The sequence below is a fragment of the Nevskia soli DSM 19509 genome, from assembly GCF_000711955.1.
Taxonomy (GTDB): Bacteria; Pseudomonadota; Gammaproteobacteria; order Nevskiales; family Nevskiaceae; genus Nevskia; species Nevskia soli.
In genome coordinates, this window is the sequence record NZ_JONR01000051.1 from 1 (window position 1) to 19,284 (window position 19,284).

The 19,284-nt window shown below is 62.9% G+C and carries 16 protein-coding genes; 7 read left to right on the plus strand and 9 right to left on the minus strand.

The annotated features are described in order from the left end of the window. Positions 1–425: 425 nt before the first annotated feature. The 4 genes from BP26_RS0120320 to BP26_RS0120335 all read right to left on the minus strand — a co-directional run bounded on the left by BP26_RS0120320 (position 426) and on the right by BP26_RS0120335 (position 6,561). Positions 426–2,408, minus strand: coding sequence for a MacB family efflux pump subunit (locus BP26_RS0120320; RefSeq protein WP_029922394.1), 1,983 nt, complete (start codon positions 2,406–2,408; stop codon positions 426–428). Next, positions 2,409–3,626: an efflux RND transporter periplasmic adaptor subunit gene (locus BP26_RS0120325; RefSeq protein ID WP_029922395.1), complete on the minus strand. Its 1,218-nt coding sequence runs from the start codon at positions 3,624–3,626 to the stop codon at positions 2,409–2,411. 41 nt (positions 3,627–3,667) lie between these two features. Further along, complete coding sequence (locus BP26_RS0120330; protein WP_036517512.1) at positions 3,668–5,131, minus strand: efflux transporter outer membrane subunit; 1,464 nt, start codon at positions 5,129–5,131, stop codon at positions 3,668–3,670. A gap of 239 nt (positions 5,132–5,370) precedes the next feature. After that, the gene (locus BP26_RS0120335) at positions 5,371–6,561 is read right to left on the minus strand and encodes a serine hydrolase domain-containing protein (RefSeq protein ID WP_169740751.1); all 1,191 of its coding nucleotides are present in this window, start codon (positions 6,559–6,561) and stop codon (positions 5,371–5,373) included. 584 nt (positions 6,562–7,145) lie between these two features. On the opposite strand from BP26_RS0120335, the gene BP26_RS0120345 reads away from it, so the two are divergent. Further along, positions 7,146–8,021, plus strand: coding sequence for a hypothetical protein (locus BP26_RS0120345; protein WP_029922398.1), 876 nt, complete (start codon positions 7,146–7,148; stop codon positions 8,019–8,021). A gap of 141 nt (positions 8,022–8,162) precedes the next feature. Continuing rightward, positions 8,163–8,480 carry a hypothetical protein gene (locus BP26_RS0120350; RefSeq protein WP_029922399.1) on the plus strand — a complete coding sequence of 106 codons (318 nt, stop codon included), beginning with the start codon at positions 8,163–8,165 and terminating at the stop codon, positions 8,478–8,480. 230 nt (positions 8,481–8,710) lie between these two features. Here BP26_RS0120350 and BP26_RS0120355 read toward each other — a convergent pair whose 3' ends face one another. After that, positions 8,711–8,947, minus strand: a complete 237-nt coding sequence (locus BP26_RS0120355; RefSeq protein ID WP_029922400.1) for a hypothetical protein — start codon at positions 8,945–8,947, stop codon at positions 8,711–8,713. A gap of 518 nt (positions 8,948–9,465) precedes the next feature. On the opposite strand from BP26_RS0120355, the gene BP26_RS0120360 reads away from it, so the two are divergent. Both BP26_RS0120360 and BP26_RS27890 read left to right on the plus strand, forming a co-directional pair. Beyond that, positions 9,466–9,972, plus strand: coding sequence for a hypothetical protein (locus BP26_RS0120360; RefSeq protein ID WP_157572664.1), 507 nt, complete (start codon positions 9,466–9,468; stop codon positions 9,970–9,972). A 16-nt stretch (positions 9,973–9,988) separates the two neighbouring features. Next, positions 9,989–11,668, plus strand: coding sequence for a sigma-54-dependent transcriptional regulator (locus BP26_RS27890; protein WP_051749222.1), 1,680 nt, complete (start codon positions 9,989–9,991; stop codon positions 11,666–11,668). 62 nt (positions 11,669–11,730) lie between these two features. On the opposite strand, the gene BP26_RS31250 is transcribed toward BP26_RS27890, so the two are convergent. Genes BP26_RS31250 through BP26_RS0120385 form a run of 4 tightly spaced genes read right to left on the minus strand, consistent with a single transcriptional unit; the run spans position 11,731 to position 17,098 of the window. Beyond that, positions 11,731–12,213: a helix-turn-helix transcriptional regulator gene (locus BP26_RS31250; RefSeq protein ID WP_036517513.1), complete on the minus strand. Its 483-nt coding sequence runs from the start codon at positions 12,211–12,213 to the stop codon at positions 11,731–11,733. Positions 12,214–12,221: 8 nt separating this feature from the next. Next, positions 12,222–14,912: a MobF family relaxase gene (gene mobF / locus BP26_RS0120375; RefSeq protein WP_051749223.1), complete on the minus strand. Its 2,691-nt coding sequence runs from the start codon at positions 14,910–14,912 to the stop codon at positions 12,222–12,224. Between the two features lie 3 nt (positions 14,913–14,915). Then, a complete protein-coding gene (locus tag BP26_RS0120380; RefSeq protein ID WP_084183277.1) occupies positions 14,916–16,724 on the minus strand; it encodes a type IV secretion system DNA-binding domain-containing protein in 1,809 nt (602 codons plus the stop codon). A gap of 5 nt (positions 16,725–16,729) precedes the next feature. Then, complete coding sequence (locus tag BP26_RS0120385) at positions 16,730–17,098, minus strand: hypothetical protein (protein ID WP_029922405.1); 369 nt, start codon at positions 17,096–17,098, stop codon at positions 16,730–16,732. A 107-nt stretch (positions 17,099–17,205) separates the two neighbouring features. Between BP26_RS0120385 and BP26_RS0120390 the strand changes: the two genes are divergently transcribed. From BP26_RS0120390 to BP26_RS0120400, 3 genes are all read left to right on the plus strand, one after another. Further along, a complete protein-coding gene (locus tag BP26_RS0120390; protein ID WP_051749225.1) occupies positions 17,206–17,634 on the plus strand; it encodes a helix-turn-helix domain-containing protein in 429 nt (142 codons plus the stop codon). Between the two features lie 96 nt (positions 17,635–17,730). Continuing rightward, positions 17,731–18,354 (plus strand): type IV toxin-antitoxin system AbiEi family antitoxin domain-containing protein, encoded by a 624-nt coding sequence (locus BP26_RS0120395; protein WP_029922407.1) that lies wholly within the window; start codon positions 17,731–17,733, stop codon positions 18,352–18,354. Then, positions 18,347–19,255, plus strand: coding sequence for a nucleotidyl transferase AbiEii/AbiGii toxin family protein (locus BP26_RS0120400; protein ID WP_051749226.1), 909 nt, complete (start codon positions 18,347–18,349; stop codon positions 19,253–19,255). The genes BP26_RS0120395 and BP26_RS0120400 overlap by 8 nt, the downstream gene beginning before the upstream one ends. The last annotated feature ends 29 nt before the right edge of the window (positions 19,256–19,284 follow it).

Sequence of the window (19,284 nt, forward strand, 5' to 3'; positions counted from 1 at the left end):
AGGGTTGCGCCCAAAATCGCGCCAGGGCGGCCCCGACACGGTGCCCGAGCGTAACGAGGTGGGTGCGGGAGGGGCCGCCTTCGCCCCCTCCCGCACCCACGCTGACGCGGCACCGTGTCGCGGGCGATCGTTGTCAGCCCCAGCCATGGAATCACCATCGCTGGGGCCTCCGCCTTGCCAGACCCGATTTTGGACTGCAACGCAGGTGCGATTCATCCTGTTACAGGCTCTTAGCACTGATGGGACCTGGAGCGCTCGCCGGTTCGCGGCCGGCATTGCGCTTGGGCTTCCCATCCAGGCCGGAGCCGGTCGAGCTCTCCCGACGCGGCTGTGCGAAGCCCAGCCGGTCATGCCATCAAGGCTGTCGTCGCACAAAATGCAGTACGGCGTTGCACGAAATCTGCACGACCATCAGGTAGATCCGGCTAGTCACGCGAAAGGGCAATCACGGGATCAAGCCGTGAGGCGTTGCGAGCCGGGAGATAGCCGAATACCACGCCGACCAGACTCGCGCACAGGAAGGCGGCGACGATGGATGCCGTCGAATAGACCAGCGTGAAATTGGAGCCCAGTGCATTAAACACCACACCGAAGCTCAGCGCCGCGCCGATGCCTACCAGTCCGCCGATCAGGCATACCAGCACGGCCTCGATCAGAAACTGCTGCAGCACGTCGCTGCGGCGCGCGCCGACCGCCATGCGCAGCCCTATTTCGCTGATACGCTCCGATACGGACACCAGCATGATGTTCATCACTCCGATGCCGCCGACAATCAGCGATATGACGGCGATGGCGCCGATCAGGATAGCCAGCGTCTGCGTCGTGCTCGTGATGGTCTCGCGGATATCAGCCGTATTGACGATGAAGAAGTCCTTGGAGCGGTGGCGCTGTACCAGAAAGCGCATGGTCGACTGCTCCGCCAGCGCGATGGAGGCGTCGTCGCGGACACGCACGGTGATGCTGCGCAGGGACTGGTCCCCGAGAAAGCGCGTCTGGACCGTGGTGTAGGGGAGGTAGATCGACGGATTCTGGCTGGAGCCGAAGCCGCCCTGCTGCACACGGGTGACACCGATGACCCGACATGGCACCTGCCCGGCCAGGATCACCTGGCCGATCGGACTGCCGGGCAGATCTGCGAACAATGCCTTGCGGGTGTTCTCGTCGATCACCGCATCCTGGGCAATATCGTCGCGGCTTTCGGCATCGAAGAAGCGGCCCTGGGCCAGCTTGGTTCCCTTGGCTTCGAAGTACTGCTCGCCCACACCGTTGATCATCGCGCTGGCTTCCTTGGCGCCGAAGCGCACGGTGCTGTTGGTGGAAACCGTCGGCGTGACTGCTGCCACATACGGCTGCTTGGCGATCTCGTTGGCGTCGCCCAGCACCAGCGTCGTGATCTTGCCGGAACGCACATCGCCGAAGTCCTTTCCGGGGAAGATCTCCAGGGTGTTGGTGCCGAGACTGCTGATGTTGGCCAGCACCTTCCGTTGCGAACCCTGGCCGAGCGCGACGACACACACCACCGAAGCGATGCCGATAATGATGCCCAGCATGGTGAGGAAGGTGCGCAGCCGGTGCGACAGCATACCCAGCAGCGCCATGCCGAAGGCCTCGCGCAGCCGCGCAGCAAAGGCGCGCAGCGTAGCCCGCCCATGGTCCGGCGGCCCGGAGCCGCCGGACACGGGAGCCGTCGCGGACGAAGCTTGGCCCGCCGTGGCCGTCGTCTGGTTGCGGCGGTCGGCGACGATGCGACCGTCGCTGAGCTCCACCACACGCTGGGCGCGGGCGGCGATACTGGCATCGTGGGTAACGATAATGACGGTCCGGCCCTCGGCGTGCAGTTCATCCAGGATGCGCAACACCTCGCCGCCGCTGTGCTTGTCCAGTGCGCCGGTGGGCTCGTCTGCGAGGATCACGTCGGCGCCATTCATGAGGGCGCGGGCGATAGACACCCGCTGCTGCTGCCCCCCGGACAGCTGGCCCGGACGGTGGGTGGTGCGCTCGGCCATCCCCAAGCGCTGCAGCAGAGCCTGGGCACGCTCCCGGCGCTGCGCCGCCGGACGCCCGGCGTAAATGGCGGGCATCTCCACGTTTGCCAGGGCCGTGAGCTCGGACAGCAGGTGGTACCTCTGGAAAATGAAGCCGAAGTGCTCGCGGCGAAGCGCAGCCAGTTCGTCCGGACCGAAATCGGCGATTTCGCGGCCGCCGAAACGGTAGCTGCCTGACGTGGGCCGGTCCAGGCAACCGAGCAGGTTCATCAATGTGGACTTGCCGGAACCCGAGGCCCCGACGATCGCCACCATTTCGCCGCGGTCTATGCGCAGGTCAAGGTCGCTCAACACCACCAGTTTCCCCTCTCCCGAGGGAAACTCGCGCCGGACCCGGCTGAGCTGGATCAGTGGTTCCGCCACTCATAGCCCCATGGGCGGGCCGGCGTTGCTCGCCGACCCCTGGGAGTCGGCGGCCATCTCCCCGACCACGACGCGTTCGCCCGCCTGCAGACCGGAGCGGATCTCGGCACTGGCCCGATTGTTCAGCCCCACCTCCACGGCACGGGATGTCATCCGGCCGCGTTCGTCGACTACCTGCACGGTGTAGCGGCCGTCGCTCCCCTTTGTGAGAGCGGCGGAGGGCACGGTGAGTACGCCCTTGGACTGGCCCAAGACGATGTGCACCTCCGCGGTCATATAGGTGCGCAGGCGACCTTCGGGATTGGGTACGTTGAAGATGCCGTTGTAATAGATCGCCGAGCTTGAGGACGAGGTGCTGCTGGTTGTCGCGGTGCTCGCACTGAAGCTGTTGTCATTCTTGACCGACTCGGGGGCCGGTTCGATCGACTCCAGACTGGCCTCGTACCGGCGTCCGGGATCGCCAACAATCGTGAAATAGACCGGCTGGCCGGGCTTGACGTCGACGATGTCCGCTTCGGAAATCTCGGCCCGCACGGTCATCACATCCAGCTGGCCGAGTACGACGATGGTCGGGGCCGACTGCACTGCGTTGACGGTCTGACCCTCCTGGGTGACGATCGACAGCACGGTGCCATCGGTCGGCGCCGTGATCTGGGTATACCCCAGGTTGGCCTCGGCCGTCTTCACCGCCACCTCGGCTTCGATGATCTGCGCCTCCAGCGAGGCGATCTGCGCACGCAGCGTCTTCACCGCTTCGTCCGCGGATTCGAAGTCGGCCTGGGACACGGTCCGGTCTGCCAGGTTCTGGCGCTGGCGCACCAGCGTCGATTCGGCCAGGGCCAGCGTGGCCTGCTTGCCGACACGCTGTGCCCGCGAGTCGGCGAGGCTGGCCTGAGCCGTTCGCAGGGCATTCTCCTGCGGGACAGAATCAATCTGGGCGATCAGCTGTCCTTTTGTCACAACTTGTCCGAGCAACACCTTGAGGGAGACGACCCGCCCGGAAGCCTGCGAACCCACCGCCACCAGCTTGACGGGTTTGAGCGTGCCGGTAGCCAGCACCGCCTGCTCGATGTCCCCCGCCGCCGCCACCGCCGTCAAGATGCGCGGAGCATTGTCTGGAAACAACATGCGCTTGGCGGCGAATCCAAGGACTAGCAGGGCGATCGCAGCTGCCGTGAGCAGGGACAGCCGGACCTTCTTGTTTTTTGGGGCAGTCATATTGCAAGGAGTCGGTAATCGGTCCGCCGATCGGGATCGCTTTACGGCGCAGGAGAGAGGTGTGGGCCGGTGTTGCTGTCGGCCACCTCGGGGAGCGAAGCATCGACGGCTCCATCCCAGCCGCCGCCAAGTGCTTTGTTGAGCGCCACGTAGTCGGTTGCAACCGCCACCTGGCTTGCGACCAGGGAGTCCTCGGCGGAGTAGAGCGACCGCTCGGCGTCCAGTACTTCAAGGGATCCGGTAGAACCGCTGCGGTAGAGTGCGCTGGCCAGGCGCGCGGCTTCCCCGTAGGCCTTGGCGGATTCTGCCAAACGCTCCTTGCGGCTGCGCTCCTGGTTGAGCGCCACGGAAGCGTCTTCCACGTCTTCCAGCGCCGTGAGCACTGCGGCGCGCCAACCCAGGTAGGACTGGTCGCGCTGCGCCTGTGCGAGTTCCACCGCGGCCTCGAGCTGTCCGCCCTGAAAGATCGGGATGGTGAGGCTGGGGCCAAATGACCAACTGATCGAGGAGGCTTTGGCCAGATCGCCAGGCTTCGCGCCGGAGGTGGCGATGCTGCCCGTGAGGCTCACGCTGGGATAGCGCGCCGCCTCGGCCACGCCGATCTTCGCGGTGGACTGCGCCAGTTGGCGCTCGGCTCGGCGCACGTCCGGCCTCGCCCGCAGTACGTCGGCCGGCACGCCGATGGGAATCAGGCCCGGAGGATCGGGCACCGGCGCGGGGAAGGCCAGTTTGGCCGAGAGTGCGGCGGGCTCGCGTCCCAGCAGCACGCTCAGGCGATGTACGTCCTGCGCATACGCGCTCTGAAGAGCTTGCACCTGCGCCTCCGTGCTGCTCGCCAGCCCAGCCGCCTTGGCCACATCCACGGCCGAGGCGGAGCCATTGCGGAACTTGCTCTCGGTCAGCGCGGCGGTTTCGCGCTGCGCGGCGGCGGTGCGCTGGCCGAGATCGATGCGTGCCTGGTAGCCCCGCGCTTCAAGGTAGTTCTGCGCCACATCGCCGACCAGGGTGAGCAGCGTGGCGCGCAGATCCTCCTGGGCCGCATCCAGGCCGTAGCGCGCCGCTTCCAGGCTGCGGCGGTTGGCACCGAACAGATCCGCTTCCCAGCTGGCATCGAAACCAGCCTGAAATTGATTCTGCTCGTCGGAGAAGGCACCGGCGACAGCGCCGCTGCCGGCGGTGCTGCGGCTACGCGTGGCGGAAGCGGTGGCCTCCACGGCCGGCAGCAGGACCCCACCGGCTTCCTTGTAGCTCGCGCGCGCCTGCCGGATCTTGGCCTTCGCCGTGGCCACATCCAGATTACCCAGGACCGCCTCGTCGATGAGCGCGTCCAGCGTGGGATCGCCCAGCCGCTGCCACCAGCGCGATAGGTCCGGCGCGGTGGCCAAGTGCGCCTCGCTACTGCTACCCCAGCGCTGTGAAAGCGTAACTTCGGGACGGTGGTAGTCAGGACCAACAACGCAGGCTGAAAGGCCTGCGCCGCCCGCCAGGAGCATGGCGACCCGCATCCATATCTCGCGACTGCCGCACCTTGGCAATCTCATATCGACTTTCGAAGAGTTATTCACTACGAATGTACAAATCGCCCGACTGACGTGCGGCGACTTTGTCTGAGCTTGCGTGAGCCCGCATTGATCTTGATCAAACGGAAGAAATGGCAATTTAGCAGGCACCAAGCAGATGGTCGGACATTTTTACCGCCCCTTTACAGCGACGGGGACCCAAGGGCCGCCGGCCCGGCCTGCCCTCAGCCGCCGGCGAGCTGCTTGATGATCTGGCTGCGCGCCGCGTTCCACATCGAAAGGCCTGTCGTCACGTCCTGGTCGATCAAGACGATGGCGCCATACTCCAGGCCGTTGTCGATCCAGGGACATGTGCCGTAGAGACCGGGGTCGCTGTACTCCGGGCCTGGGCTGCCGGAATAGAGCGCGGCGCTCTCGGTCCACAGGCCCAGGCCGTACCCCGGATAGTCGGCTGCGACGCTGGAAGGGAACGGTGTGTGGGCCTTGGGCAGGCCGTTGATGGCGTTGTTCTCCAGCACTGCGACGCTGCTGGCCGACAGCACTTGTGCGCCGTTGTAAACGCCGTTGTTCTGCAACATCTGCAGAATCGTCGCGTAATCCGCTATGTCGCTGCGCGCGCCGCCCGCAATGCGGGGGTTGGTCACCAGCAAGCCGGATCCATAGGTGAACGTGCTCAGAGCCAGCGGCGTGGCGATGGCCGCGCTGAAGAAGGTTTGCCAGTCTTGCCGCGACAACAACGTGGCGATATAGCCGGCAACTTGATAATCGGCGCCGCCGTAGTTGAACTCGGCGCCCGGCTGCGACACCAGGGCGGTATTGGCGATGCTCTGCACGCAGGCCCGCAGCGTGGTAGAGGTTTCTTTATTGATGCAGGACGGGTTGGTGGAGTCGGCCAGCCCGGGCAAGCCGGAGGTGTGCGCCAGCAACATGCGGGTGGTGATGGCGGCCTTGTCCGAGGGCCAAGTCACGCCGCTGCCTGCCAGGTATGTCGAAACCGTGGTATCGAGATCGAGCTTGCCGCTATCGACCAGGGTCATGATCGCAGCCGCGGAAGGCATCTTTGAAGCCGAGGCCAGCGCCACCACCGAGTCGACGGTCTGATTGCCACCAGCGCGCGTGTAGAGCACGCCCGTCTTGTTGTAGACCAGGAAGCTGTAGCCGTCGACGGAACCACTGGGCGCGGGACTGGTGGTCGTGAGGTAGGAATCCAGCGCACTGCCGAGTGCGGTCCAGTTGTAGCCGGCGCTGCCGGAGGAACTGCTGCTGCCGGAGGAGGAACCGCCGGAGGAGGAAGAGTTGCCGCCGGAGGACGCGCTGCCGCCTTGTGATGAGTTGCCTCCACCGCAGGCGGCGAGGACGAGGCTGAATGCCACAGCCGCCGTTGAAAGAGCGGGGATTCCGACCAAGATCTTCACATGTTCTCCGGGGGATCGGCGGCGCAAGGCCGCAAGTCCTGATACTGCAAGAGCGCCGTTGTTCCGGGCGCGGACGATTTCTGCGACAAGCATCGGGGCCAACCCGGAGGGCGCCTTGGTAAGCGCGGCACCGGCAGTCGCAGGCTCCAGGTTGGCCGGCGGTGGCGGGGCTTTAACGTGCACTGCTGCCGGCATCGCTGACGCTGACCGCTACATCTCGGTCATGGCTCAGACCGGTGCCGATGGTGCCGGAGTTGCTCAGGTATCTGAAATTGAAGCTGGCCGCCAACCCCGTCGCAACGCAGCGGCCGATAAAGTCCTTGCTTCCCGAGCCCGCTCGCATGACCGATCTCCCCGATGACCAAGTTGTGTACGCATGGACTCAATGTTTCCAGATGCCAAGTTGAAGTGACGAGAGCTCCTCGGCCCATCATCTTTACCAAAGCTTTACAAAGCTGAGCCGCGTGATGCCGTTCGGCCGTCCCCGTCACCCTCCTGTCCTCGCAGCGGCGCATGGGTTGGCACCTAAATCACTATTCAATCTCCCCCCGCACCAGAGGGGCCAACACGAGGGAGTACTCATCATGCGCAGATCCACATTCGACCGCCGCCCGTTCTTGGCTGCCCTGCTGCTCGGCAGCGCCGTCGCCCTGAGCGGTTGCGGCAGCAGCAGCAACGATTCGAGCAGCAGTTCTGGCAGCGGTTCGGGCGGCAGTTCCGGCAGCAATGTCAGCTGCCCGACCTCAATCAGCGGCCCCACCAACACGTTGCAGACCGGGCTGAGCACACTGTCCAGCGATTTGAGCAGCGTCTCCACCCTGGGCTCCGCGTCCAGCGACCTGGTGAACTCCATGTCCGAACTGCTGAACGCGGTGAATGCCCTGTCGGAAGCCGCCAGCTCCAGCAGCTCCAGTAGCAGTTCCGGCGGCAGCTCCGTTGTTTCCACCGATGTGGCCGATGCCCTGACCTGCAGCGCCTCCGACCTGGAGGCCGCCCTCACTTCGCTTGCCAGTAGCAGCTCCCTGACTGCCACCCAGAGCAGCGAGGTCAACACCATCATCAGCACGTTGCAAAGCATGGTCAGCAGCTTGCAGTCCGGCTCTTTGCCCAGCTCCAGTACGCTGAGCGCCGAGCTCACCACCCTGCAGACCGAGCTCACCACACTAGCCACTGATCTGGGGAGCAGCAGCGGCAGCAGCGGCTTCACCACCCTGGCCACGCTGTTGGAGGCCGAGCTGGGCGACCTGGCCGGCGCCGTCACCGCTGCGGCAGCGGGAAATACCTCTACTTTCAAGAGCGATCTGACTGCAGCCGTGAATAGCCTGTCGAGCCTGTCCTCGACCAGCACGCTGTCCAGCCTGGGCCTGTCCGGCACCTCGCTCAGCAGTCTGGCCAGCACTCTGTCGAGCGGCCTCAGCTCCGCACTCAGCGGTCTGAGTTCGCTACTCAGCAAGCTGTAACCGACAGGAGCTGCGAGGCGTCAGGCCCTTGGCATCGGCCAAGGGCCTGACGATATGGAGCTATTACGCAGTAAAAAGCGAAGCCACTTTGGATGTCTCCAGAAGCCTGCCGTAATGGTTCTCCAACGGCATCAGTGCTGTATGGCGCAGATCATGGACGATGAAGTGAATGGCCTCGACGTTCAGGTCATTCAGCGCGGAGTTAAGCGTGTCCGGACCGACGTGGGGGAAACGCCGGCGCCTGGATATTCTGCGCGCCGGCAAGACGCAGGCGCTCAACTGACTTCAAAGGCAAAAACGATTGCCGGCGGAAGGCTGCGGACGCTATTCGATGTTCTGCACCTGGTTGTCGGATATAGTTTTAAGTATTTGATTTTTTGTTATTTTATTTTACTTGTTCTTCATTGGATACAGGCCTGGATACAGCGGATTTTCTGGCTCTTTTCGGACATGTTTTAAGCATCGTGTGACTCGATAGTTGGGTCCAGCACCGTCCGAGAACGTCCCAACTCGTCTACATAGATTCTAGTCCTCGGACCTCTTCGCTTCGGCCGGTTGGGAGCCTCAAGACCAGCCGTCACATAGATGTCGCTCCGATGCGGCAAAAGCTATACGCCGAAATCCCGGTCGAGGCGCAGCGTTTCGTCGCATAAGATCCAGTGAAGTGGTGTCCGCCCCGAACTGGGCCCCTATTCGCCGCTCGCCTCCTCCGCCTTGATGTCGGCGATGACCTCTTTGATCACCACGATGATCTCCTTGAGCGCAACGACGCCCAGGACCAGAATTCCAACCTGCTTGAAGTGATCGCCACCCAGAGGAAGCCAGGAAATGGCGTGCCCAAGCCCACCACAAACTTCCTGGACCACCTCGAGCACCACGTCGAACGCAACAGCGACCGTGACCGCCTTGCCGAAATTTGCACTCATGTTGCACCTCGTTCCAGCGCCGATTTCGCAGCCATTAAATCAAAGCAAAGGTGGCCGCGCCTCCAACGTTTTGCACCGGCGCATAAGGTTGCTGGAGTCTGTGCGGAAGGTCGAGAAAAACATCAGTTCTGCCGACGCCGTTCAGCTTGATCGGGTTGGCGCTCGACTAGGCTGGCTGCGCGTCTCCACCGTATCCCGCAATTTGATGCTCCCCACGGTCGCTGCATAAAGTTGTTAGCGGGGGCTGGCACGGCGATGTTAGCCTGCGATGGGCCGAATTCTCTTTGATGCCCGGAGGAAATTTGATGGAAAATCGAAACCCAATGTCCGGCATAGTGGCATTGCCAATAGCCGCCTTGACCTACCCCACGTTGGTGCGTGTCGTCCAACCACCCGGCTGCTGCCCCGGATGGATGGCTTACAGCACAGCGTTCCCCGACAGACCGTAGGGCATCCTGCTCATGCGGCTCGAGCGTGGAGAGCGCCCTGCGAGGTTGTCCTCGTCAGTGCGGCTTCTCATGCTGGGTGCGTTCCAACAGAAGCTGTCGAGCGGCAAGTGTCCCATAGCGACGGCTGGCGCACTTTATACGTTTATAACTAAGGTCACTTCTAAATATGCGGAGCAGCAAGGCTACCCTGTAGGCAGCCTCGCCTGTTCGGCGGCGTCCATTTACGCGGAAGCACGCCGAATGGAGTCGCGCAGCTTGCATGGGGTCATCGGCCCCCTCTATTCGGATGGCTGGCATATCCAGGAAGACGACTCACGCGGCAAGCCGGTCAAGGACAGCAACCACGAACTGCTAATCTTGACCATACGGGAACTCGGTTTCCCGCCGCTACCAGATTTCGATATCGTCCGAAAGCAAGGTCAGAAGGGCATTTTATTACTGAGCCAGGGCCTTGATGATATTCGACGCTATTCGATCACGCTCGACAACGTCTTGACGTGGATGACGCCAGACGAATCCTGCGAACCCCAGCAGGATGGCACTGGGTCCATCTCACGAATAGGCATAGCGACCTGACAATTCAGGTGAACATATGAACATCGGCGACGAAATCGACGAAGAGTGGGCTCCGGACGGCATCTTGGAGCTTTGCACCTCTGCCGCTCAAATGATGCTCTTTGCGGCCAGTCAACGCCTGCGTGCAGATAGGGAAGAGTACTTCCTGCGCTGGACAGCTGACCTGGAAGATATTGCTGATGCGCGTCTCAAGCTCGCATTTGCCAGGTCTCTTTACGACGACATCGAGACATTGAACGATGCGTTAAAGAATGACGATGAGAACTTCGCCTTTGATGGTCTCAATGGTGACCCGCAGGTAGCGATCGGGGCTGGCTTGTTTGGCGCGTCGATTCGTTACGGTGATGTTATCGCTCCGGACCACGTTGGAACGGGCCCATCTGAGATCCGGAAGTTGAACCTCGATACTTGCGAAAACTCCGATCCTTGCCCCGTGTCCATGCTACTTAAGTATCCGGAGCTGGGGAGGTTCTTGTTCAAGATCTCTGCATTGCTTGAGCGCGACCGCCTCAGAGATCACGGTGATCGCGACGGGGCTTGGCCAAGAGCCAAGCCACCATCGGGTTTTGGTTGCACGGAGTTTGCTCTTGGATACGGAGCAGGGTTGTCTGGTGCTTGTGTCAGGCCAGATTCCCTCGATGAAATGCCTTTCCCTACCGGTAGCTCGCAAGCGATAAGAGCAGCTCGCAGAGCGATCTTCGATGCAGCTCGACACGACCACACAGTGTTGATTGTAGGGGAAAGCGGCGCAGGCAAATCAGCGGTTGGCCGCCTGCTCCATGCTTACTCCATGCGCGGTGATCAGCCTTTTGTAACGTTCGATTGCGCGCAGATCCGTAGCGAGGAGCAGGAAAGCATGCTCTTCGGTCACGAGAAAGGTGCCTTTGATGGGGCGACAACGGCGCGGCGCGGGTGCGTCGAGATGGCGGAGGGAGGAACGTTGTTTCTCGACGAGATTGGGGAGATGACCTGGCTCGTGCAAATGAAGGTTCTGCAGTTAGTGCAAGAACGATACTATAGCCGCATGGGCTCCAGCGATGGCGTACGTAGCGATGTGCGCATCATCGCGGCTACGCAGCACAATCTGGAAGAGTCAGTCCGGACAGGCGGCTTCAGTGAAGACCTCCACGACCAAATCAATGCATGTACGATCGAGCTGCCGCCCCTGCGCGACCGCCCAGAGGACCTTCCTCTGTTGATCGACGATTTGGTGTCAGCGCGAAAGAGCGCCGGTGCTAGCAGCGTCACGCTAGCGCCGGACGCCGTGCATTCACTTTGCACCTATCACTGGCCCGGCAACGTAAGCGAATTGGCAAAGCTGATCAACGGACTGGCTGTGTTGTATCCAGATCGATTGGTTACCACTGCTGATCTCCCATCACGCTATTGCGGCGCACCGGTGAATCGCTCGGCGCGGATCATGAGTTCGGTAATGGAAGACAGTAGCGAGACTTCAAACGAAGGCACTTCTGGATTATTGGATCTCGAAGGAGAGATACCAAGCAGCGGTATCGACTTAAAGGATTACATCGAAAGTGTCGAGATATCGCTGATCCGCCGAGCGCTATACCAATGTAACGGTACAGTAGCGCACGCTGCCAAGCTTCTTCATACTCGTCGCCTCACATTGGTAGACAAACTCCGCAAGTATGGCTTGCATGGCAAGTCTGCTGAACGGATTAAAAGCAGTGCGTAGTAGAAGCCTTTCGCAAATTTAACTGGCGCCCCGGCGCGCGCAACGGCGACAGACATGACTGCTCAAGCCTTCGTATTCGGCCTCGCGTCGATCCACTGCTGGATCGCCGTGGAACTCCATGCGACGCAGCGGGCACTGATGCGGCGCGGCTGCGGGAATACGCCCTTCTTCATGTCGGCGTAGATCGTTGAACGACCGAGACCGGTTTTCGCCTTCACCGCCGGCAATCGCAACAGCACATCGCCGCCAGCGTCCGCCTCGGGCTCCGCAGTTGCGGGCGCCGGCGGTGCGGCGCCGTCTTCCCGATTAGGAGGCCGCGCCTCCTCCGGGGCGCCGCCAACTGGCTCCGGCGACTTGCGCCTTGCCCGTCCCAGCTTTGGCGTGGCGAGATCGTTTACGGCCGTAACCGGTGTGGCCGGCGCCGCCGACTCGAAGCAAAGACTGAGTTGCCGCTCCTCGATCGCCTCGACGCGATCCGCGCCTTTGGCGCGACGGCGACGGTTGCGGCGATGGCCTGGCGACAACGCGAGGGCTTTCCTGGACATGCGACCTCCTACGGCACGGTTGCGCCTGCCGGTTGAGATTTGGCTGTGCTGCGGCTTTGCTGTGCCGCTCCGCTCAATAGCGAACTGGACGGTGGCTCATGCCCACCCCGATCGCGCACGACATCAAGGGCCGCGGCCTTCTCGCTCTGCCGCAGCACTGCACGCGGCAGAGCACGGCGGTCATTCGTATAGATGACCGCCGCTTCCTTCGCCCGCGTCAGGTCGGTGTAGAAGCTGCGATGGTTGGTGGTAGCCGCGGTGGTGTCGCGGTCCATCAGGACGCGCTTTGCACCGAGGCCCTGGGCGCTGTGTCCAGTTGCCGCATACCCATACTCAACCGGCAGGACTTGATCGGTCTGTAGCTCCCGGCGTTCGCCGTGGTGCGTGGTGACGACAACCGCGCGGTTGGAGATCGAATCGACCTGGGCGCGGTCACCGTTCTTGAGCCCTTTCGCCTGATCCAAGCTGGTGATGCGCAGCGCCTCTCCCGGCGCGACCTCGCGCCGCTCGATCCGTCCTACCGTCAACCCTTTGCCGCTCAGTTGGGCAGGCGCAAAGTGGATCTCGCGGCCCGAATCTCCTTTCGCCGACAGGCCATCGGGCTTCACCGCGGTGACCTCGTATACGTCGCCGCGCACAACTTCGAGAGACCGGTAGTCCTTCTGAAACTGGATGACGTCACCGACCGCATAGCGGTCCAGCCGCTTCTGCTCCGCTTCGGTCAGGTCCTTGCGCCGAAAAATGCGGAGCACCGCCGTGGGGCCCGAAAGCTCGCCTCTCGCCTTGAGCGCATTGCGGACGGCGTCGTTCAAGCCGATGCGAGCCTCGTTGGTGCCGGTCAGAATCAAGGTATCGCTACGTTCGTCGCGGCTTAGGCTGCTGTAGGCGGCAGCAATCTGTTCATAGCGCTTCGCCGGATCGCTGATTTCCCTCACTTCCAAATGCTTGAGGGCCCGAGCCGGTTCCTCTACCGACAGCTTCGCGGCCTTGGCAAGGCGGCCGTCGCGCTGGCGCAGCATCTCGTCCATCCGGGCGGTCGGCATACCCCGCTCTTGAAGCTGAGCAAAGGCGCGGCCGGCCTCCACGGCTTGATATTGCTTCTTGTCCCCCACCAGAATCAGGCGCGCGCCGGCGCCGCGGACCCGCTCCATCGCGGTGAGGATGTCCTTGTTGCCGACTAGGCCGGCTTCGTCGAGCACAACGACCGTCTGCCGCGTCAGGGTTGTCGCGGCCTCGCGGTCCTTCAACCAGCTCTGCAATGTTTTGGCCTCGATGCCGGCCTTGTCGAGCGCGTGTACCGCGCTATGCGAAGGCGCCAGGGCCAGGATTCGGTAGCCGCGTTCCGCGGCGAACTCCTGGAACGTGCGGAGCATAGTTGTCTTCCCGCTTCCCGCCAGACCTTGAACCCCGACGACCTGATGGCTGGTCGTCGCCGCAAGCTGCACTGCCCCCGCCTGCCCGACGTTGAGGTCGCGATCTGTCAGGCGGCGCGCGACTTCCGGAGATGCGGCAATGGGCGCAGCCTTGCCGCGCCCCAGTTGCTCGATCGCCAGAATCCGGATTTCGATGTCGCGCGCTTGCCGGGTGGTGACCCTTTGGCCGTTCGGTGAGGGCATGACCTCACCGTTACGTTGCCTGCGATTCAGCTCAGCATTGATGGCCTCATAGCTCACGACTCGCGACTCTCGCAGCGCGACGGCCAGCACTTCGCGCCGCTCGAACGCCGCTTCGCGCTCGCCGAGGTGGGCCAGGGCAAAGTCGACAGCCTCCCGCGCCGCCTCCCGTTCGTCCGACAGCGCATCATCCTTGCCGATCTTGGTCATGCCAGGCTCTCCAGGTTTCGAGTTTCGAATTCCGATGGCTGCGGCGCGCTGGCGCCACCGGCCTTCCAGCTCGGCGCGGTCGTACTTTTGCTTGGCCCGGCGCGTCTTCATCGTTGCCGCCTTCTTCTGCCTGGGCGTCGCGGTCTCAAGGGTCAAGCCCTGGGCCTTCAGCACCGCCTCGATCTCCCGCGCCCTGCTGCTGAACTGCTCGATCTGCTCCCGGCTGATATGGGCCAGCTCCGGGTTGCCGTGCTTGCCGGTGGTGATCTCGTAGCCGAGCGCTTTGGCGGCCCGTGCCAGCTCCGACAGGTAGATCTGGTACATGAGGCGCTGCTCGCGGTACATCGCCTCGTTGTCGACGCTGCGCCATTGCCCGTCCTGGCGCTGGGTCATGTTCAAGGCCACGACATGGCTGTGCAGGTCCGGATCGCCGCCGCGGCTGGTGGTATGCAGGAACTCCGCGATGACCGCCTTACCGGTGAACTCCAACGTGGTCTTGCCATTCCGAGTCACGCGGGTGGCGACGGTCGCTTCGATGCGCTGGCGGGCAACGGCCACCGCCTGTTGATGCGCTTTGACCAAACGCTCATCGCCGACCACCAGCGCCTGGATCGAAAATGACTTCGGCGCGCTGAACTCGAAATCCGTCCCTGCCCGGCGGACGTTGCTGCCGCCGCGATGCAGGGTGGTGCCGTCCGGCAGTTCACCCCGCACCAGGGCTTTGAAGTCCTCGGGACGGACGAGGCCGTTCAGCCCCAGCGCCCTCGCCCCCTTACCGTGCCATTGCGAAGGCGCCGCCGCATCCTTGGTGTAGTAGTCGTCCTTGTCGTAGTAGCGGTCGGCCTGGCCGGCGGAGATGTTCTTGGCAAGTGCCATAGTTCACCTCGCCGGGATGAAGGCTGGTAACCGGGACGGCATCGGCACCAGCGGGATCTGCACGGGATGGACCTGGTCATCCCCTGCCCGTCGTAGGTAGCCGCGCCGCTCCTTCAAGCCCTGGAGCTGGGAGGCCAGCACCAGATGCTCTACCACGATTTCGCTGGTCACCGTTGTCGAACCGGACGGCTTTCCGCTGGAGCGCCCGAACTGCCGGCTCACTCGCCGCCGCTCGATTTCATGCTGGCCCAGCTCCTCCTGGAAGTAGCGGGCGGTCTCGTGGTCACCCATGGCCAGGATCAGCTTGTTGGAGAGGGAGCTGAGCAGCACCTGGGCTTCGTCCTGGCCGTAGGTGGACCGTAGCTGCGCTACCGTCTGTAGTCCGGCCACCATCACGCCGCCGTGCTTGCGCAGCTTGGTCGCGGCCAGGCGCAGGGACGCCACCTTTCCGAGAGAATCAAGCTCGTCGATCACAAACCAGAAGCGTCGTCCGAGGTCTTCCGGCAAGGACAGCGCTTCCGCCACCGCCAGGGCCGTCCAGGTCGCCATCAGGTACTTGAGCGCTTCGAGCTGGTCGTCCCGGTAGGGCATGAACAACCAGTCCGTGCCGTCCCGCACCCAGTCCCGAACCGAGAACTGCGGATGCGCAGCATCAGGCTCGATCAGGTGCTCCCAGCTCTGGATGTGCGGGGTCACAACGCCGAGGATCGAATGGAACATGGCATCGTGTCGGCGCAAGCCGGCGGCATTGGTGTCCGCCAGCATCTTGCGCAGGTCCTCATCGCTCGCGGCATTGATCATGTGCAGAACTTCCTTCGCCGAGCCGCGGCCGTCCTCGTGTAGCTTGCGCAGCGTGGCCGCCAGCAGCACACGGCCGAAGCGGCGCCATTCCTCCTCGTTGGCGGTGTTGCCCTGCGGGATCACCGCGTTGGCCAGCACGTCGTAGTCGAAGGCCGCCCGGATTTCCGCGAACGGGCTCCAGCGAAGGCCGCGGCGATCGAAAGGATTGAGCAGGCAGTCAGAATCCCGGCCGAACCGGGCCAGGTAGCCGCCGTCCGGGTCGGCCACCAAACCCCTGTCGCCGCGCGCCCGGACCGGGCGGAGCAGTTGCTGGATCGCCTGGGTCTTGCCGGCGCCGGTACGTCCGGCCACCAAGATGTGGAACAGTTCGGCTGGCCGCGGGATCGGCACATGCCCAAGGTGCAGAGACACGGCTTCCGGCTTTCGGCGAAGCCGGACCAGCACACCAGCAAAAGCCAGTCCGTATCCACATCCCACCGCGCGCAGGGTCTGCAGTGGTAGATCGGAAAGCAGCGCTGCCGGCACGGCGGCGGCCTGGGCGTCAACGATGGCGTGCAGCGACAGCCAGGCAACGGCTGATAGTCCCGCTCCGATTGCCCAAGCTCGCCGCAGGTCGCCACGGAACAAAGCTGGAGCCATCGAATCCATCAAGGCGCCACGCCGATGGTTTTCGCGGCCATCTGTTCGTCGAAGCAGCACCGGAAACGCCGCTACGACCATGCACACCGCCAACCCGCCGCAGATCAAGCTGGAGAGGCAGAGCAGAATCAGGTGGGAGCGCCATCCGGGAACCTGACCGAAATAGGCCAACATGGCGTCGGCATCGACGAAATGACTGTCGCCAGCACCCAACCGCACCAGAATCGGCTTTGACGGCAAAGCCATCGCAGCGCGCAAGTCTGAGACCATAGCTGCCTTGCAGTAGGCCAACTGGTCCCAGGATGCTGCGGTCACGAAGTACAGCGCCGCCGCGACGAGGCCGGCGATGCTAAGGACGATCCAGCTGCGCACGGCCCCTAACCTCCGGCCTTCATCAGCGCCGCGGTTTCCGCCTGGGCCTGATCCCGGGCCTGGGCGGCAATCGTGCCCAGCTCGGACGAGGAGCGGTTCAGGCTCGCGTTTAGCTTCTTCAGGATGGCTTCGGAGAAGCAGGCGGCGAAGACCACCCGCTCGATGACCTGCGCTGGGATGCCTCCGCCTCCTCCATTGCCTCCAAGGGATGACAGTGCTTCCGGTATCAGGCGTTCCAGGCTCTCCACGACCTGGCCACGCTCGATCAGGTGCGCAGCCCAGCTGGTCCGGGTGATGCCGCGCCGCACCGCTTCGCGCGTGACCTGTGCTGCCGTCTCCGGCGCCAAGCGGATGGTAAAGACGTTGTGCTTCATGGCTGCGCCGCCCAGCGTCCGTAGGGGGCGCAGCCGGTTTTCAGGATCACGTCCATGTGATACCATTTACGCAAATTCGGGATTATTAATACGCACGTTTGGGTGTCATGTCAAGAAACCCCTTTGACGTCGAAGTTGGTGAGCGGCTCAAGGCGGTACGGGAGAAAGCCCGGCTGCTGCAACCGGAGTTCGCTCAGCGCCTCGGTCTGGCGCCCCGCACCTATCAGAACTACGAGATCGGCGAGCGGACCATTTCGGCCGAAGCGATCAAAGCGCTTTACGAGATGTTTAGCGTCGATCCTGTGTGGCTGCTATCCGGACCGGGCAACGATCCCAGGAGCATCAAGACGCCGACCAAGCCGGATCTGCTGGCCGAGATCATCATCAAGGTGGAACAGCACCTGGCCAAGAATCGGCTGAAACTGCCGCTGGAGAAGAAGGCTCGGCTAATTGTTCTTCTGAACCAGTACATCCAGCTCAAGGGCAAGGTCGACGATGACCATATAGAGCATGTGCTGTCGGTATCAGCGTTATAAATCTGGCGCTTGGGTGACGTATATATACGTCGCTCAAGCGCCAGCACTTGATACAAAACATCGGTTGATTTAGAGTTTTGTCCGAGTATTTGTATCATGAACGAACATATCACCAGTAAACAGGCCGCGAAAGCGGTATCCATGCTCCATCAGCGGGGCATGGTCAGGCTGTCCGAGTTCATGAGCGATGGAATTACGGCCGCCACGATCTCCCGCCTCGAACGCCAAGGCAGCATCGTGCGCCTGTCCCGCGGTCTCTATCAGCTTCCCGATGCACCGCTGGATGCGCATCATGCACTGGCCGAGGCCTCCAAGCTGGTTCCCAGAGGGGTGGTTTGCCTGGTTTCGGCACTCGCCTTCCATGATCTCACCGACCAAGTGCCCCCCAAAATCTGGATGGCCATCGGCGCCAAAGACTGGAAGCCGCGCGTGACCTATCCACCGCTACACTTCAGCCGGTTCCCGGACCAGCAGCTCAAATCCGGCGTCGAGATTCACCACATCGAGGGTACGCCCGTGCGGATTTTCGGCGTTGCCAAAACCCTGGCCGACGTCTTCCGGTATCGCCGCACGGTGGGTACCAACCTGGCTATCGAAGGACTGCGCGCTGCCATCAAACAGCGAAAGGCCAGTCCCTCGGAGATCGCCGCGCAAGCTGCCGCGGCGGGCGTCTGGAAGGCCATGCAGCCCTACCTGGAAACCCTCACCTTCGATGGCTAAGCCAATCCGCAACGTGGGAGCATCGGTGCGGGCGCGGTTGCAAACGCTGGCCCGAGAACGGCAGCAGCCGCTCGACCTTCTGCTGGTCCGCTACGCCCTCGAACGATTCCTCTACAGGCTCAGCCGCTCGCAATTTGGCGGCCGGTTCGCGCTCAAGGGCGCCATGCTACTAACGACCTGGTTTGACGAGCCGCATCGCCCCACCCGGGATCTCGACCTGCTCGGCTTTGGCGACCCGGCCGCTGACCTGATGCTCGCGGTTTTCCGAGAGATCTGCGCTACCCAAGTCGAAGACGACGGTCTGATCTTTGACCTCGACGGACTACGGGTCGATCAAATCCGAGAAGAACTCGCATACGGCGGTCTGCGCCTACGTACTACAGCGCAGCTCGCAGGCGCACGCATCCCCATCACCATCGACATCGGCTTTGGCGATGCGGTGGAACCCGGTCTCGAGGAAATCGATCTCCCGGTGCTGCTAGGCATGCCGGCACCACATCTGCGCGCGTACCCGCAGGAAACGGTCATCGCCGAGAAATTCCAGGCGATGGTCATGCTCGGTCGCGCCAACAGCCGGATGAAAGATTTCTACGACATCTGGGTCCTGTCCAAGCAATACGAGTTCGAAGGCGACCGCCTGCCACGCGCGATCGCGGCGACGTTCCGGCGTCGCGGAACGGAAATCCCCACCACACCCCCGGATGCCTTGACCACCGAGTTTGCCCGCGACGACGCCAAGGCCAGACAATGGACTGCCTTCGTTGCGAATTTGACGCTGCCGCCCGCCCCCTTCGAGGAAGTCCTCGCCGATCTAGCACGGTTTCTGATGCCCCAAGCCGAAACAGCGCGCCAGCGCGCCCAACCCCCTGAGGGCCCCGCAGCCGCAAGTTCAGAACCCTAGCCGGACATATGTATTCAGACCAGTTGCGT